Origin of the sequence: Arthrobacter sp. 131MFCol6.1 (genome assembly GCF_000374925.1) — a bacterium.
Taxonomy (GTDB): domain Bacteria; phylum Actinomycetota; class Actinomycetes; order Actinomycetales; family Micrococcaceae; genus Arthrobacter.
The window spans coordinates 80531-93543 of the sequence record NZ_KB895545.1; the positions used below are offsets into that span (position 1 = coordinate 80531).

At 67.5% G+C, this 13013-nt stretch carries 12 protein-coding genes; 3 read left to right on the forward strand and 9 right to left on the reverse strand.

The genetic code is table 11. The features are described from left to right. Window positions 1-22: 22 nt before the first annotated feature. From C566_RS0111420 to C566_RS0111430, 3 genes are read right to left on the reverse strand one after another with little or no spacing between them, the layout of a single operon-like run. On the reverse strand, window positions 23-1720 hold the full coding sequence (locus tag C566_RS0111420) for a molybdopterin-dependent oxidoreductase (protein WP_081627326.1): 1698 nt from the start codon (window positions 1718-1720) through the stop codon (window positions 23-25). Window positions 1721-1755: 35 nt separating this feature from the next. Further along, window positions 1756-3138 (reverse strand): sensor histidine kinase, encoded by a 1383-nt coding sequence (locus tag C566_RS0111425; protein WP_018774477.1) that lies wholly within the window; start codon window positions 3136-3138, stop codon window positions 1756-1758. After that, entirely contained in the window at window positions 3125-3868 is a 744-nt protein-coding gene (locus C566_RS0111430) for a response regulator transcription factor (RefSeq protein ID WP_018774478.1), read from the reverse strand. Before C566_RS0111430 ends, C566_RS0111425 begins: the two co-directional genes overlap by 14 nt. A gap of 132 nt (window positions 3869-4000) precedes the next feature. On the opposite strand from C566_RS0111430, the gene moaA reads away from it, so the two are divergent. The 3 genes from moaA (at window position 4001) to C566_RS0111445 (ending at window position 5827) form a co-directional block, all read left to right on the forward strand. Then, the gene (gene moaA / locus C566_RS0111435) at window positions 4001-5140 is read left to right on the forward strand and encodes a GTP 3',8-cyclase MoaA (RefSeq protein WP_026266612.1); all 1140 of its coding nucleotides are present in this window, start codon (window positions 4001-4003) and stop codon (window positions 5138-5140) included. Window positions 5141-5148: 8 nt separating this feature from the next. After that, entirely contained in the window at window positions 5149-5415 is a 267-nt protein-coding gene (locus C566_RS0111440; RefSeq protein ID WP_018774480.1) for a MoaD/ThiS family protein, read from the forward strand. A 130-nt stretch (window positions 5416-5545) separates the two neighbouring features. Continuing rightward, on the forward strand, window positions 5546-5827 hold the full coding sequence (locus C566_RS0111445; RefSeq protein WP_018774481.1) for a hypothetical protein: 282 nt from the start codon (window positions 5546-5548) through the stop codon (window positions 5825-5827). 22 nt (window positions 5828-5849) lie between these two features. Here the strand turns inward: C566_RS0111445 and C566_RS0111450 are convergent, their stop codons facing one another. The 6 genes from C566_RS0111450 to kynA form a co-directional block, all read right to left on the reverse strand. Further along, window positions 5850-6347, reverse strand: a complete 498-nt coding sequence (locus tag C566_RS0111450) for a hypothetical protein (RefSeq protein ID WP_043466767.1) — start codon at window positions 6345-6347, stop codon at window positions 5850-5852. Between the two features lie 57 nt (window positions 6348-6404). Next, window positions 6405-7754, reverse strand: coding sequence for a M16 family metallopeptidase (locus C566_RS0111455; RefSeq protein ID WP_018774483.1), 1350 nt, complete (start codon window positions 7752-7754; stop codon window positions 6405-6407). Window positions 7755-7858: 104 nt separating this feature from the next. Then, window positions 7859-10117, reverse strand: coding sequence for a polyribonucleotide nucleotidyltransferase (locus C566_RS0111460; protein ID WP_018774484.1), 2259 nt, complete (start codon window positions 10115-10117; stop codon window positions 7859-7861). Between the two features lie 247 nt (window positions 10118-10364). Then, window positions 10365-10634, reverse strand: coding sequence for a 30S ribosomal protein S15 (gene rpsO / locus C566_RS0111465; protein WP_018774485.1), 270 nt, complete (start codon window positions 10632-10634; stop codon window positions 10365-10367). Window positions 10635-10772: 138 nt separating this feature from the next. Further along, window positions 10773-12101 (reverse strand): kynureninase, encoded by a 1329-nt coding sequence (gene kynU / locus C566_RS0111470; protein ID WP_018774486.1) that lies wholly within the window; start codon window positions 12099-12101, stop codon window positions 10773-10775. Beyond that, a complete protein-coding gene (gene kynA, locus C566_RS0111475) occupies window positions 12098-12952 on the reverse strand; it encodes a tryptophan 2,3-dioxygenase (protein WP_018774487.1) in 855 nt (284 codons plus the stop codon). Before kynA ends, kynU begins: the two co-directional genes overlap by 4 nt. Between the last annotated feature and the right edge of the window lie 61 nt (window positions 12953-13013).

Here is a 13013-nt window from a genome sequence, read left to right on the forward strand (position 1 = left end):
TTCCTGACCTCTGCTCGGCTCGCTAGGACTTCACGTCAACTCTAACCGTGTGGTAACCCGTGGCTCCGTTCGGCGCGACCGGGGCCGATTCCTCGACCTGCGGCACACCGTCGAGGGCTGTGGCCCGGACCTGGACCTCGTACTGTCCCGGCTCCAGCGGCAGGGCCAGCTTCCACTGGTACCAGGTGTCCTTGGAGATGCCGGGGGCAAGCTCGGCCTGGCGCCAATCGCCGCGGTTGACGCGCAGCTCCACCTTGCCGATGCCCGTGTGCTGGGCCCACGCGACGCCGCCGAAGGCCACCGTCCCGCCTGTCACGTTGGCCCCGTCGCGCGGCACGTCAATGCGGGACGATGTCTTGATGGGCCCGCGCTCGCTCCAGCCGCGGGGAGTCCAGTAGGCGACGTCGTCCGCGTAGCGGGTCACTTTCAGCTCGGTGACCCACTTCGTGGCCGAGACGTAGCCGTACAGCCCGGGCACGATCAGCCGGACCGGGAATCCGTGTTCGAGCGGGAGCGGTTCCCCGTTCATGGCGACGGCCAGCAGCGCGTCGCGGCTGTCCGTGAGGGCTTCAAGCGGCGTCCCTGCCGTCCAGCCGTCCGTGCTGCGGGAGAGCACCATGTCCGCCCCGGGCTTGGGCCCGGCCATGGCGAGCAGTTCGCGCACCGGCCAGCCGAGCCAGCGGGCGTTGCCGATCAGGTCCCCGCCCACCTCGTTGGAGACGCAGGCGATGGTCACGTGCCGTTCCGTCAGGGGTTTGGCCAGGAGGGTGGCGAAGTCGAGCTCGATCTCGCGTTCCACCAGGCCCGTGACTTTCAGCGTCCATTCCGCCGGGTCCACCAGCGGGACGCGCAGGGCAGTGTCGATCCTGTAGAAATCCCTGTTGGGCGTCACGAGCGGGCGCAGCCCGTCCAGCCGGATCTCGGCGCCGGCCGGGATGGGCGGTGCGGGAGCGACGGGCACCGGGAGGACTAGCTTGCTGCGCACGTCGCTGACGACGGCGGCCGCTCCCCTGAAGGTGGAGGCGAGCACGCCGGCGACGGCGGCAACCGCGGCTGTCCCGCCCAGGGCCAGCAGGAACCGGCGCCGGGCGGGCCCGGCTTCATTGGCTGCAGTATCTGCGGACTCCGCCGGGGGTTTTTCCGGCGGGGCGGACTCCGCCGGGGGTTTTTCCGGCGGGGCTGTTTCCGGCGGGGCGGACGCCCCAGCCGGTCGGCCGCCCGCAACGGATTGCCACTCCAACAGTTTCCGGATGAGCCACCGCAACAACGCGATCCCCACCAGTGCCACCAGCACCGGGACGGGGATGGCATTGGCGGTCAGGTCGGCCCGGCTCACCACGGCCACGAGGCCCACAACGCCGAACACCGCAATGAGAATCACGCCGGCGAAACGGCGCCGCACTTCAAGGACGCCGGAGAGTGCCGCGAGTGCGGCAATGACCAGTGCCATGCCGCCCAGGAGGGCCACCTTGTCCGCCGTGCCGAACAAGGAAATCGCCCACGCCTTGACGCCCGGCGGGACCGTATCGATCACGGCCCCGCCCACGGCCGTCACAGGAGACACCGTAGGGCTCACCAGGCTGGCCGTGAGCTCGCCGAGGACCACCGCGGTCCCCACGGCCACCAGTCCGGCCACGGCGGCCCACAGGTCCCGGGACCGCCGCTGCCTTGCCCGCGGTTCCCTATGGCGCTGTTCGCTGCCGGCGAGTGTCCCGTCCATTTCTTTCCCGTGCCCGTCAAATTCGACGCCGCTGCTCACTGTGCCCGTCCCGTCCGGAGTTTTTCCTCTACTGCGTCGCGCGGAATCCTGTTGCGTGCCCCCTGGGCCGATGCTGCCGGGACTGCTGCTCCCCCGGCAGCTGGCTCCCCGGCAGAAGTGCCATGGCTGCCGGCTGGCTCCTGGCCGGCGGCTCCCTGGCCGGGGAGCCGCAGCGAGAACCGGCATCCGCCGTCGACGTTCTCCACGGTGACGGTGCCCTGATGGGCGCTGACGATTCCGGCGACGATGCTCAGGCCAAGTCCGGCGCCGCTGTAGCGCATGACGCCTGCCGGCTCATCCGGCCCTGGCACCCGGAAGCCGTCGCCCGGGGCTCCGCCATTGGGGGAACTATCGTCCGGGCCGTCGTCGGGGGCGGTCCAACGGCCGGGCTGCCGCCGGGCCGGGTCCTTCTGCCAGCCGGTCTCGAACACATGCGGGAGGTCCGCTTCGGGGATCCCGCCGCAGCCGTCGGTGACCGCGACGACGGCCCGGTCACCGTCCCGGCCGACTTCCACGGTGACCCGGGAGCCGGGAGCGCTGTGGACGATCGCGTTGAGCACCACATTCCGGATGGCGCGCCCCATCGAGGGGCCGTCGGCGAGGGCCAGGCTTTCCCGCTGGCCGCCGCCGTCGAGCGTAATGCCGTGCTGCTCCGCCAGCGCGGCGAGGTCGGCAATGGCGTCGCTGGCGAGGTCGTACAGGTCCAACGGCTCGGCCTTGAGCCGCATCGTTCCGGCGTGGATCTTCGACAGCTCCAGGAGATCGTTGACCATGCCGGCCATGAGGTCGGTCTGCGCGATGATCTTGCGGTAATAGCCGGGGACATCCGCGGCCATGCCGTCTTCCAGGGCCTCGGTCATGGCGCGCATGCTCGCCAGCGGTGTCCGGAGGTCGTGGGAGATCCAGCTGACCAGTTCGCGGCGGGCGTTCTCGACGGCGGCCTCACGCTGCCGGGAGGCCTCCAGCATCCGGCTGCTCGATTCGAGTTCGGCGGCGAGGGCGGCAAGTTCGTGGCTCATCACCGGGGACTGGATCCCGGGGCTCTCGCCGCGGCCGATGCTCCGCGCGGCCTCGACCAACGCCTTCGCGTTCCGCGAGACCCTCGATCCCAGCACGAGCGCGATCGAGACAGCCACGGCGGAGGCCACCGCCAGGACGTACCACATCACTTCGAGGTCCCGGGCCGAGATGAACATGGCGTTGAAGGCGCTGACCATTCCGGCTGTCAGGACCGCCACGGCGGCGAGCACCACCACACAGATCTGGACCGCGAACGAGGCCCTGCGCAGGGATTTCAGGATGAGCAGCGACGCGGCCCCGATCACGGCCCCCCAGGCCACGGCCCAGCCGATAATGGTCAGGAGTTCAGAGGTCTGCATCGGCGGACGCCTCCTCGTCGCTGGGATCCAGTCGGTAACCCACCCCCCAGACCGTTTTCAGGACGGAGGGGCGGGTGGGATCGTCCTCGATCTTCTCCCTCAGCCTCCGCACGTGCACCGTCACGGTGGACAGGTCCCCGTAGTCCCAGCCCCAGACGGCCTTCATGAGTTCCTCGCGGCTGAAGACCTGCCGGGGACGGCGGAGCATGAAGGCCAGCAGGTCGAACTCCCGGGCCGTCAGCGCCAAGGGTCTGCCGTAACGGGAGACGGTGCGCGCGGCCGGGTTGAGGTCGAAACCGCCCACTTCGACGGAGGGCTCCGGGCTGAATTCGGGCATGCTCCGGCGCAGGACCGAACGGACCCGCAGTACCAGCTCGCGGGGCGAGAACGGCTTGGTGACGTAGTCGTCCGCGCCGGCTTCCAGGCCCAGGATCCGGTCGTCTTCGGTTCCGAGGGCGGTGAGCATGATGACCGGGACATTGTGTGCGGCACGTAGCCGGCGGCAGACTTCCACGCCGTCCAGGCCGGGCAGCATCCGGTCCAGCAGGACGAGGTCCGGGCGACGCTCGGCCGCAAGGCGCAAGGCCGTGAACCCGTCGTCGGCGAGGACCACCTGGAATCCCGCCTGGACGAGGTAGTCCCGGACCACTCCGGCGATGGTCGGTTCGTCCTCGACGAGGAGGATGCGCCGGTGCTCCGTTGCGTCCGGGGCCGGCTGGGTCTTGTTCACGCTTCCAGCATAGGTTCGCCGCCATGCTCCGGGCAGGGCTCCGGACCCCTGCAGGACATCGTTCCCGAATCCGTAAGATCCGTGCCGTCATGCGGCTGTGACGTGGGCCGCGAGGTGGCGTAGCCTGACTCTATGACAGTTCAACTGGGTATGCCCCAGCCCCGCGTGGCAGGCAGTCCCGGAGCGGGAATGCCTGCTGCAGCCGCGCTGTCCGAGCGTCCGGAGGGCCTGCCTGCCGGGCTCGTGGATCGCTACGGTCGCCGGGCCACGGACATGCGCCTCTCACTGACGGACAAGTGCAACCTGCGTTGCACCTATTGCATGCCGGCCGAGGGTCTGGAATGGCTGTCCAAGCAGGCGGTGATGTCCGCGGAGGAAATCGTCCGGATCGTGCGGATCGGCGTCGACATGCTCGGCGTGCGCGAACTCCGGCTCACCGGCGGCGAACCGCTGGTACGCGCGGACCTGCTCGATATCATCGCCGCGCTCCGCCAGGCCCACCCCGAGCTGCCGATTTCAATGACCACCAACGCCGTCGGCCTGGACAAGAAAGCCGCCGGGCTCAAGACCGCGGGACTGTCCAGGATCAACGTCTCGCTGGACTCCCTGCACGAGGAAACCTTTGCCAAGCTGACCCGCCGGCCCTTCCTGGACAGAGTCCTCGCCGGTGTCGACGCCGCCTGGGCCGCAGGCCTGGGCCCGGTCAAGCTCAACGCCGTGCTCATGCGCGGGATCAACGACGCCGAGTCCCCGGCCCTGCTGGCCTGGGCACTGGACCGCGGCTATGAACTGCGCTTCATCGAGCAGATGCCGCTCGACGCCGACCACGGCTGGACCCGGCGGAACATGATCACCGCCGCGGAGATCCGCGAACTGCTTTCCGCCGACTACGTGCTCAGTTCCGACCCGCGGGACCGCGACGGCGCCCCGGCGGAACGGTTCGAAGTCCGGGCCCGCGTTCCCGGCACCGACCAGGCGACCGGCCCCGTGCTCGGCACCGTGGGCATCATCGCCTCCGTCACGGAGCCGTTCTGCTCAGACTGCCGCCGGACGCGCATTACCGCCGAGGGCAAGATCATGAGCTGCCTGTTCTCGCGCGAGGAAGTGGATCTGCTGGGGCTGCTGCGCGAGGGCGCCAGCGACGAACAGCTCGCCGAACGCTGGCAGGATGCCATGTGGATCAAGCCCAAGGCCCACGGCATGGACCATGTGGGCCTCGACGCGCCCGACTTCGTCCAGCCGGACCGCAGCATGAGCGCCATCGGAGGCTGATTTTTTTCGTGAATGTACGCTACTTCGCTGCCGCGCGCGCTGCTGCCGGCGTGGATGAGGAACGCTACGAGCTCGCCGACGGCGACACCCTCGCCTCGCTGCTGGAGGCGATTCTCGCCGTCGAGCGCCCCGAACCGCCGGTCGGTACGCCGCCGCTGGCCCGTCTCCTGTCCCGCTCCAGTTTCCTGCTCAACGAAGTTGCCGTCCGGGACCACGCCGCGGTACTCAAGGCGGCCGACGTCGTCGACGTACTGCCGCCGTTCGCCGGCGGGTAGGACGGGCGCGCCCGCACCATGAAGCCGGTATGTCGGGTGCAGAAATTCCGGGGTATCGCGTTTAGCTGGCCGGTTCTAGAGTGTGGAATATCCGCTGCGGCGGGCAACAAACACCAACGAGGAGGGCAGCATGTTCACCTTGCAGATCGAGCATAAGATCAAGGATTTCGCCATGTGGAAAGCGGCGTTCGACCGTGATCCGGTGAACCGCGCGGCGTCGGGCGTCACCGCGTACCGCATCAACCAACCCGTGGACGACCCGCACTCTGTAGTCGTTGAGCTGGACTTCGAGCAGCGCGAGCAAGCGGAGGCCCTGTTGGCCAATCTTCAGGCAAAGGTGTGGAACTCCGCCGGGGCGGCGCCCGCCCTTGAGGGAACTCCGAAGACCCGGATCCTGCAGGGAGCCTCCTGAGACCTTATGCGGGGACGAGGGCTCATGCCGGGGCGGCGTCGCCCTCAGCGACCCGGCGGCACACAGTGGTCATGAAGGGTGTGAAGTCGCTCGCTTTGCCCAGGCGGAGACCGGCGGCGTGCGTCAGTTCGCCGTCGTCCACCCGGAAGGTGTGCCGTGCGGTGCCGCGGTCGCTGCGCCGTTCCACGGTCAATGTGCCACCCTCCATGCTGGCGCGCGCGGGCGCCTCAGGCGGCAGTCCGAGGCTGTTGACGTGGTACCAGAAGGTGTCGGGGTGGTCCGGGTCCGTCGTAAAGACACCATGGCCTTCGGAGCGGTTCCCGTCCGCGTCCGTGTGCCGGTAGCTCTGGGTGACGGCGAGCCCGGCGGCCGCCCGGGAAAAGATGATCTCGGTGTCCGCGCTGCGCGCCGGACCCCACGCCGTTGCCTCCCAGTGCGTCATCCCGGTCCAATGGCCCAGGAACCCCTCAAGCGCCTCGCATGCACTGCCTGGCAGTGGCCGGTCCACAGTTTCTCCCATATGGAGTTCCTCCCGAGTGACCCCGCCACCATCATGACGCCGGGCCGGCTGGAATGTCTAGGCTAGGAGCCCGAACGTCTCGGTTTCCTCGAACGGGCCGACCACCGTGACGGTCCGCGGGGCTGCCGCGAGCTCACGGGCGAGCTCCTGGACCTCGGCGGCTGTGACGGCCTTGATCTGGCGGAGGGTCTCATCGATGTCCTGGTACTCGCCGGAGACCAGTTCCGCGCGGCCCAGCCGGGACATCCGGGAACCGGTGTCCTCCAGCGCCAGCACGATTCCGCCGCACAACTGCCCCTCCGCCTTGCGGAGCTCCTCATCTGAGATGCCGCCGGCAGCCAGCTTGTCCAGTTCGGCGCCCAGCAGATCAATGACCTGCCGGACCTTCGACGGCGTGCATCCGGCGTACATGCCGAAATAGCCGGCGTCAGCGTAGGAGGAGGCGAACGAGTAGGTCGAGTAGACGAGGCCGCGCTTTTCCCGGACCTCCTGGAAAAGCCGGGAGGACATGCCCCCGCCGAGGACGGCGTTGAGAACGCTCATGACGAAGCGCCGGTCGTCCGTGGCGACCAGCGAGGGGCAACCCATAATGATGTTGGCCTGTTCCACCTGCCTCTTGACCACATGCAGGCCTGCCGTGCCGGTGATGGATGCGCGCTCGGTGGAGCGGCGCTGCACGGGGGCGGCCGCGGCCTCAAGGTTCCAGCCGGCGGAGTGCAGGGCCTCCACCACGAGCCCGCAGACGACGTCGTGGTCCAGCCCGCCGGCAGCGGTGACCACGAGCTCGTCGGGACGGTAGTAGCGGCGGTAATGGTCCCACACCGAGTCGCGCGCCACGGCCCGGATGGCTGCCGGGGTGCCGCCGATGGGGCGGCCCAGCGGGTGCGTTCCCAGCACGGCGGCAACGAAGTTCTCATGCGCGACGTCGGTGGGGTCGTCGCTGTCCATGGCGATTTCCTCGAGGATGACGTCCCGTTCCTGCTCCATCTCCTGCGGGTCCAGGACCGCGCCGGTGATCATGTCCGCGATGACGTCGATCGCCATGGGAAGGTCGGTGTCCAGCACGCGGGCAAAGTAGCAGGTGCTTTCCTTCGCGGTGGCGGCGTTCGATTCCCCGCCGACCTCGTCGAAGGCCGAGGCGATCTCCAGCGCGGTGCGGCGCTTGGTGCCTTTGAAGAGCAGGTGCTCCAGGAAGTGGGTGGAGCCGTGCTGGCCGGGGGCCTCGTCGCGGGAGCCGACGCCGACCCAGAAACCGATCGTGGCAGAGCGCTGGCCGGGCATCGCTTCGGTGAGGACGCGGACGCCGCCGGGCAGGACCGAGCGTCGCACCTCGGAGCCGCCGTCGGCGCCGTGGATCAGGGTGTCAGCGTGCTGGTTCTGCTCTAGCGGCAGGGGGACGACAGTCATCAAGGCCTTTCATTGAACACATGCCAAATCTGCCTGCCATCCTACCTTTAACAGCAGCGGGGCCGGTGGTTGATCCACCGGCCCCGCTGCTGTGATGCACGAGACTACTGTGCGGACTCCTCGGAGACCTCAGAGTTGTCTGCGTTTTCTGCGTTGTCTGCGCCTGCCTCGTCAGCCACTACGGGCGACAGGGACAGCTTTCCGCGATCGTCGATCTTGGTGATTTCCACCTGGATCTTCTGGCCCACGGAGACGACGTCGTCGACGTTGTCCACGCGCTTGCCGCCGGCGATCTTGCGCAGCTCGGAGATGTGCAGCAGGCCGTCCTTGCCCGGGGTCAGGGAAACGAAGGCGCCGAAGGTCGTGGTCTTGACGACCGTGCCCAGGTAGCGCTCACCGATTTCCGGGATCTGCGGGTTGGCGATGGCGTTGATCGCGGACCGTGCTGCGTCGGCAGACGGGCCGTTGGTGGCGCCGATGTAGACAGTTCCGTCGTCCTCGATCGAGATGTCGGCTCCGGTGTCTTCCTGGATCTGGTTGATCATCTTGCCCTTCGGGCCGATGACCTCGCCGATCTTGTCAACCGGGATCTTGACCGCGATGACGCGCGGCGCGAACTCGGAGAGCTCGTCCGGGGTGTCGATCGCGGAGTTCAGGACGTCCAGGATGTGCAGGCGGGCTTCGCGGGCCTGCTTCAGGGCGGCGGCCAGGACCGAGGCGGGGATGCCGTCGAGCTTCGTGTCGAGCTGGATGGCCGTGACGAACTCGGAGGTACCGGCAACCTTGAAGTCCATGTCGCCGAAGGCATCTTCGGCGCCGAGGATATCGGTCAGGGCGGCGTAGCGGGTCTGGCCGTCAACCTGGTCGGAGACCAGGCCCATGGCGATACCGGCAACGGCAGCCTTCAGCGGCACGCCTGCGTTGAGCAGGGACAGCGTGGAGGCGCAAACGGAACCCATCGACGTCGAACCGTTGGAGCTGAGAGCCTCAGACACCTGGCGGATGGCGTAGGGGAATTCCTCGCGGGACGGCAGCACCGGCATGATGGCGCGCTCGGCGAGGGCACCGTGGCCGATTTCGCGGCGCTTCGGGGACCCGACGCGTCCGGTCTCGCCGGTGGAGTACGGCGGGAAGTTGTAGTTGTGCATGTAGCGCTTGCGCGTCACGGGAGACAGCGAGTCGATCTGCTGTTCCATCTTGAGCATGTTCAGCGTGGTGACACCCATGATCTGGGTCTCGCCGCGTTCGAAGATGGCCGAGCCGTGGACGCGGGGCAGAACCTCAACCTCGGCGGTGAGCTGGCGGATGTCCGTCAGGCCACGGCCGTCGATGCGGATCTGGTCCTTGAGGATGCGCTGGCGCACAACCTGCTTGGTGACGGAGCGGAAGGCTGCGGACAGCTCCTTCTCGCGGCCTTCGAACTGGCCGGCCAGGGAAGAGGTGACCTCGTCCTTGAGCTCGTCGGACGCGGTGTCGCGTTCCTGCTTGTCGGCGATCTGGAAGACAGCGGCCAGCTTCTCGGCGGCAGCGGACTCCACAGCGGCGTAGACGTCGTCCTGGTAGTCCAGGAAGACCGGGAACTCGACGGTCGGCTTGGCGGCGCGGGCTGCCAGGTCGGACTGTGCTTCGCAGAGAGCCTTGATGAACGGCTTGGCGGCCTCGAGGCCTTCGGAGACAACCTCTTCGGTCGGGGCGGTGGCGCCCTGTTCCTTGATGAGGTTCCAGGAGTTGTCGGTCGCTTCGGCTTCAACCATCATGATGGCGACGTCGTCACCGGCGATGCGGCCGGCGACGACCATGTTGAAGACGGCGTTCTCGAGCTGGGAGTGCTTCGGGAACGCAACCCACTGCGAGCCGTTCTCGTCGGCGACGAGGGCAACGCGGACGCCGCCGATCGGGCCGGAGAAGGGCAGGCCGGAAAGCTGGGTGGACATCGAGGACGCGTTGATCGCGACGACGTCGTAGAGCTCGTCCGGGTTGATGGACAGCACGGTGACGACGATCTGGACCTCGTTGCGCAGGCCCTTGACGAACGCGGGGCGCAGCGGGCGGTCCATGAGGCGGCAGGCCAGGATGGCTTCCGTGGAGGGACGGCCTTCGCGGCGGAAGAACGAGCCCGGGATGCGGCCGGCGGCGTACATACGCTCTTCGACGTCGACGGTCAGCGGGAAGAAGTCGAAACCTTCACGCGGGTGCTTGCCGGCGGTGGTTGCGGACAGCAGCGCGGTCTCTTCGTCGATGTAGACCATCGCTGCACCGGCTGCCTGCTTGGCAAGGCGGCCGGTTTCAAAGCGGATTACACGCTTGCCGAAGCGGCCATTGTCAATGACTGCTTCTGAGAACTGGATTTCGGGACCCTCCATAGAGAGTCACCTCCGTTTCTTGGTTCACGGAGCCCAGCCGCATCAACCCAGTCCAGCATCTGTCTACTGGCCTGCACTGCACCCGGTCATCGATCGAGACCCACGGGCCGGGCCTCATTCCTTGAGGCCGTTCCCGGGGATCACTACCGAGGACCGCGAATGCGTGATGCGGTTGATCCTCCTGTTTAGTTTTTTCCTGAAGAAGGCGGCCCTTTCCGGTCCGGAAGGGGCCGCCCCTTAAAGCTGACTAGCGACGCAGGCCGAGGCGCTCGATGAGCTTACGGTAGCGGGTGATGTCAGTGTTCTTGAGGTAGGTGAGCATGCGCTTGCGACGACCAACCATGGCCAGCAGACCGCGCTGGGTGTGGTAATCGTGCTTGTGCTCCTTCATGTGCTCAGTGAGATCCTTGATCCGCTGAGTCAGGACTGCAACCTGGACCTCCGGCGAACCGGTGTCGCCCTCGGACGTTGCGAAATCCTTGATGATGGACTGCTTTACAGCGGCTTCAAGTGCCACAATAACTCCTAGAGATGTGCCGTGAGGCCCGAATCAGTAATGCACTGCCGGGGGTGCCGTCCCGGAATCCCCCGCCGAAGCCGGGCATTCCGTACACAACAGGAGCCAGCCGCCACGGACTGCAGCCGGATCCAACGTTCAGTTTAGTGGCACGTCCGTGGTCTTGTCGAAACCGCCGGGCGCGCCCGCCGGCCCCGCCGGCGATGCGGATCCGCTTTCCTGGCCTGCGAGCAGCGCACGAATGGCCTCGACGCCCCGGTACAGCTCCGCGAAGGACGTGCTGAGCGGCGACAGCCCGATCCTGATGCCCTGCGGGGCGCGGAAATCGGGAATCACATCCTGGTCCCACAGCGTGGCCGTCATTTCACGGAAGGCCGGGTGGTCGATTGTCACATGGCTGCCGCGCAGTTCCGCGTCCCGCGGGGTGGACAGCTGCACGCCGGCCGGCGCCAGCCAGGCATCGTAAAGTTCGAGGGCATACGCCGTCAGCAACCGTGACTTCCCACGCAGTGACGCCATCCCCGCTTCCTCGATCAGGTCCAGGGTGCCGCGCATGGCGAGCATCCCGAAGATCGCCGGAGTGCCGCTGAGGAAGCCGCGGATGCCGGGAGCGGCCTCGTAGCCGGGACCCATTTCGAATGCGTCCTTGCGTCCCATCCAGCCCCAGATGGGCTGCTGCAGTCCGGCCAGGTGCCGGGCGTTGACGTAGGCGAACGCGGGCGAACCAGGTCCCCCGTTCAGGTACTTGTAGGTGCAGCCTGCCGCGAAGTCGACGTCGGCGTCGTCCAAAGCGATCTCTACAGACCCGGCGGAGTGGCAAAGGTCCCACACCACCAGGGCGCCGGCGTCGTGGACTGCGGCGGTGATGGCCGGCAGGTCCGCGAGGAAGCCGGAGCGGTAGGCGATCTGGCTCAGGACCACGACGGCGGTGGCCGGGCCGGTGGCGTCCCGCACCTGCTCGACGGTGACACCGGAGGCGGGATCGGCGTCGATCCAGCGCAGGGTCAGGCCTTCTTCGCGGGCGATGCCCTCCACCAGGTAGCGGTCGGTGGGGAAATTGTCCGTGTCCAGGACGATCTCGGTCCGGGCCGGATCAGTGACGGCCGCCAGCGCGGCGCGGATGAGTTTGTACAGCACCACGGTGGTGGAATCGGCAATGATGGTCTGCCCCGGCGCCGCGCCGAGCACGGCGCGGCCGAGCTGGTCGCCGATCTTCTGGGGCAGTTCGAGCCATTCCTCGTCCCAGCCCCGGATCAGGCGGCCGCCCCAGCTGTCCTGGATGAAGCTGCCGATGTCGGTGACGGTCCGCTTGAGCGGACGGCCCAGGGAGTTGCCGTCAAGGTAGGACAGGTCCGTGTCCGTGCCGACGAAGTGGTCGCGGTAGCCTGCCAGCGGATCCGCGGCGTCGAGGTCGAGGGCGCGCTGCCACAGGATGTCCGTCGTTTCGGTGTTGGCGGAGACGCTCACTGGCCGATCTCCGTCCGTACGGCGAAGAGCTCGGGGAAGAAGGTCAGTTCGAGGGCCTTCTGCAGGAACGCGGCGCCGCTGGATCCGCCGGTACCGGCCTTCATGCCAATGGTCCGCTGGACAGTGCGCAGGTGGCGGAAACGCCACAGCTGGAAGTTGTCCTCAAGGTCCACAAGTTCCTCGCAGGCCTCGTACGCGCCCCAGTTGTCGGCGGCGTTCTCGTAGATGTACTTGAACACCGGGACCAGTTCGGGGCAGAACTCGTGGGCCTTGGTGACGTCGCGCTCCAGCACGGAGGCCGGGACGTCAAAGCCCTGGCGCTTGAGATAGGCAAGGAAATCGTCATAGATGCTGGGGGCTTCGAGCAGTTCGCGCAGCATCTCGTGGGCCTCGGGGTCCGATTCGAACACCGGAAGCATCTTGGCGTTCTTGTTGCCGAGGAGGAACTCGACCGCACGGTACTGGCTGGACTGGAATCCGGACGAGTTGCCGAGGAAGCCGCGGAACTGGGAGTACTCGGTGGGCGTCAGGGTGGCCAGCACGGACCATTGCTCGGTAAGCGTCTTCTGAATGTGCTTGACGCGGGCGATCGCCTTCAGGGCGGACCCGAGGTCGTCCGACCGCAGCCACGCGGCGGCGCTGCGAAGCTCGTGCAGTACCAGCTTCAGCCACAGCTCCGTGGTCTGGTGCTGGATGATGAACAGCATCTCGTCGTGGTGTTCCGGGGTGCTGACCGGCTGCTGGGCGCTGAGCAGGGTGGGCAACTGCAGGTAGGACGAGTAGCTCATCCGCGCGCTGAAGTCCCGGACAATGTCCTGGTCCAGTTCCCTCGTGTTTTTCTCGATGGTCATGCGTCTTGCCTTCCTTGCCACATGGCTGCCAATCAGCGCGCGGCTCCAGTGAATCAGAACA

Excerpts from the sequence above, each read along its gene's own strand:
- C566_RS0111420 (WP_081627326.1), bottom strand. The coding sequence starts at position 1,720 with ATGGACGGGACACTCGCCGGCAGCGAACAGCGCCATAGGGAACCGCGG.
- C566_RS0111425 (WP_018774477.1), bottom strand. The coding sequence starts at position 3,138 with ATGCAGACCTCTGAACTCCTGACCATTATCGGCTGGGCCGTGGCCTGG.
- moaA (WP_026266612.1), top strand. The coding sequence starts at position 4,001 with ATGACAGTTCAACTGGGTATGCCCCAGCCCCGCGTGGCAGGCAGTCCC.
- C566_RS0111445 (WP_018774481.1), top strand. The coding sequence starts at position 5,546 with ATGTTCACCTTGCAGATCGAGCATAAGATCAAGGATTTCGCCATGTGG.
- C566_RS0111450 (WP_043466767.1), bottom strand. The coding sequence starts at position 6,347 with ATGGGAGAAACTGTGGACCGGCCACTGCCAGGCAGTGCATGCGAGGCG.
- C566_RS0111455 (WP_018774483.1), bottom strand. The coding sequence starts at position 7,754 with ATGACTGTCGTCCCCCTGCCGCTAGAGCAGAACCAGCACGCTGACACC.
- C566_RS0111460 (WP_018774484.1), bottom strand. The coding sequence starts at position 10,117 with ATGGAGGGTCCCGAAATCCAGTTCTCAGAAGCAGTCATTGACAATGGC.
- kynA (WP_018774487.1), bottom strand. The coding sequence starts at position 12,952 with ATGACCATCGAGAAAAACACGAGGGAACTGGACCAGGACATTGTCCGG.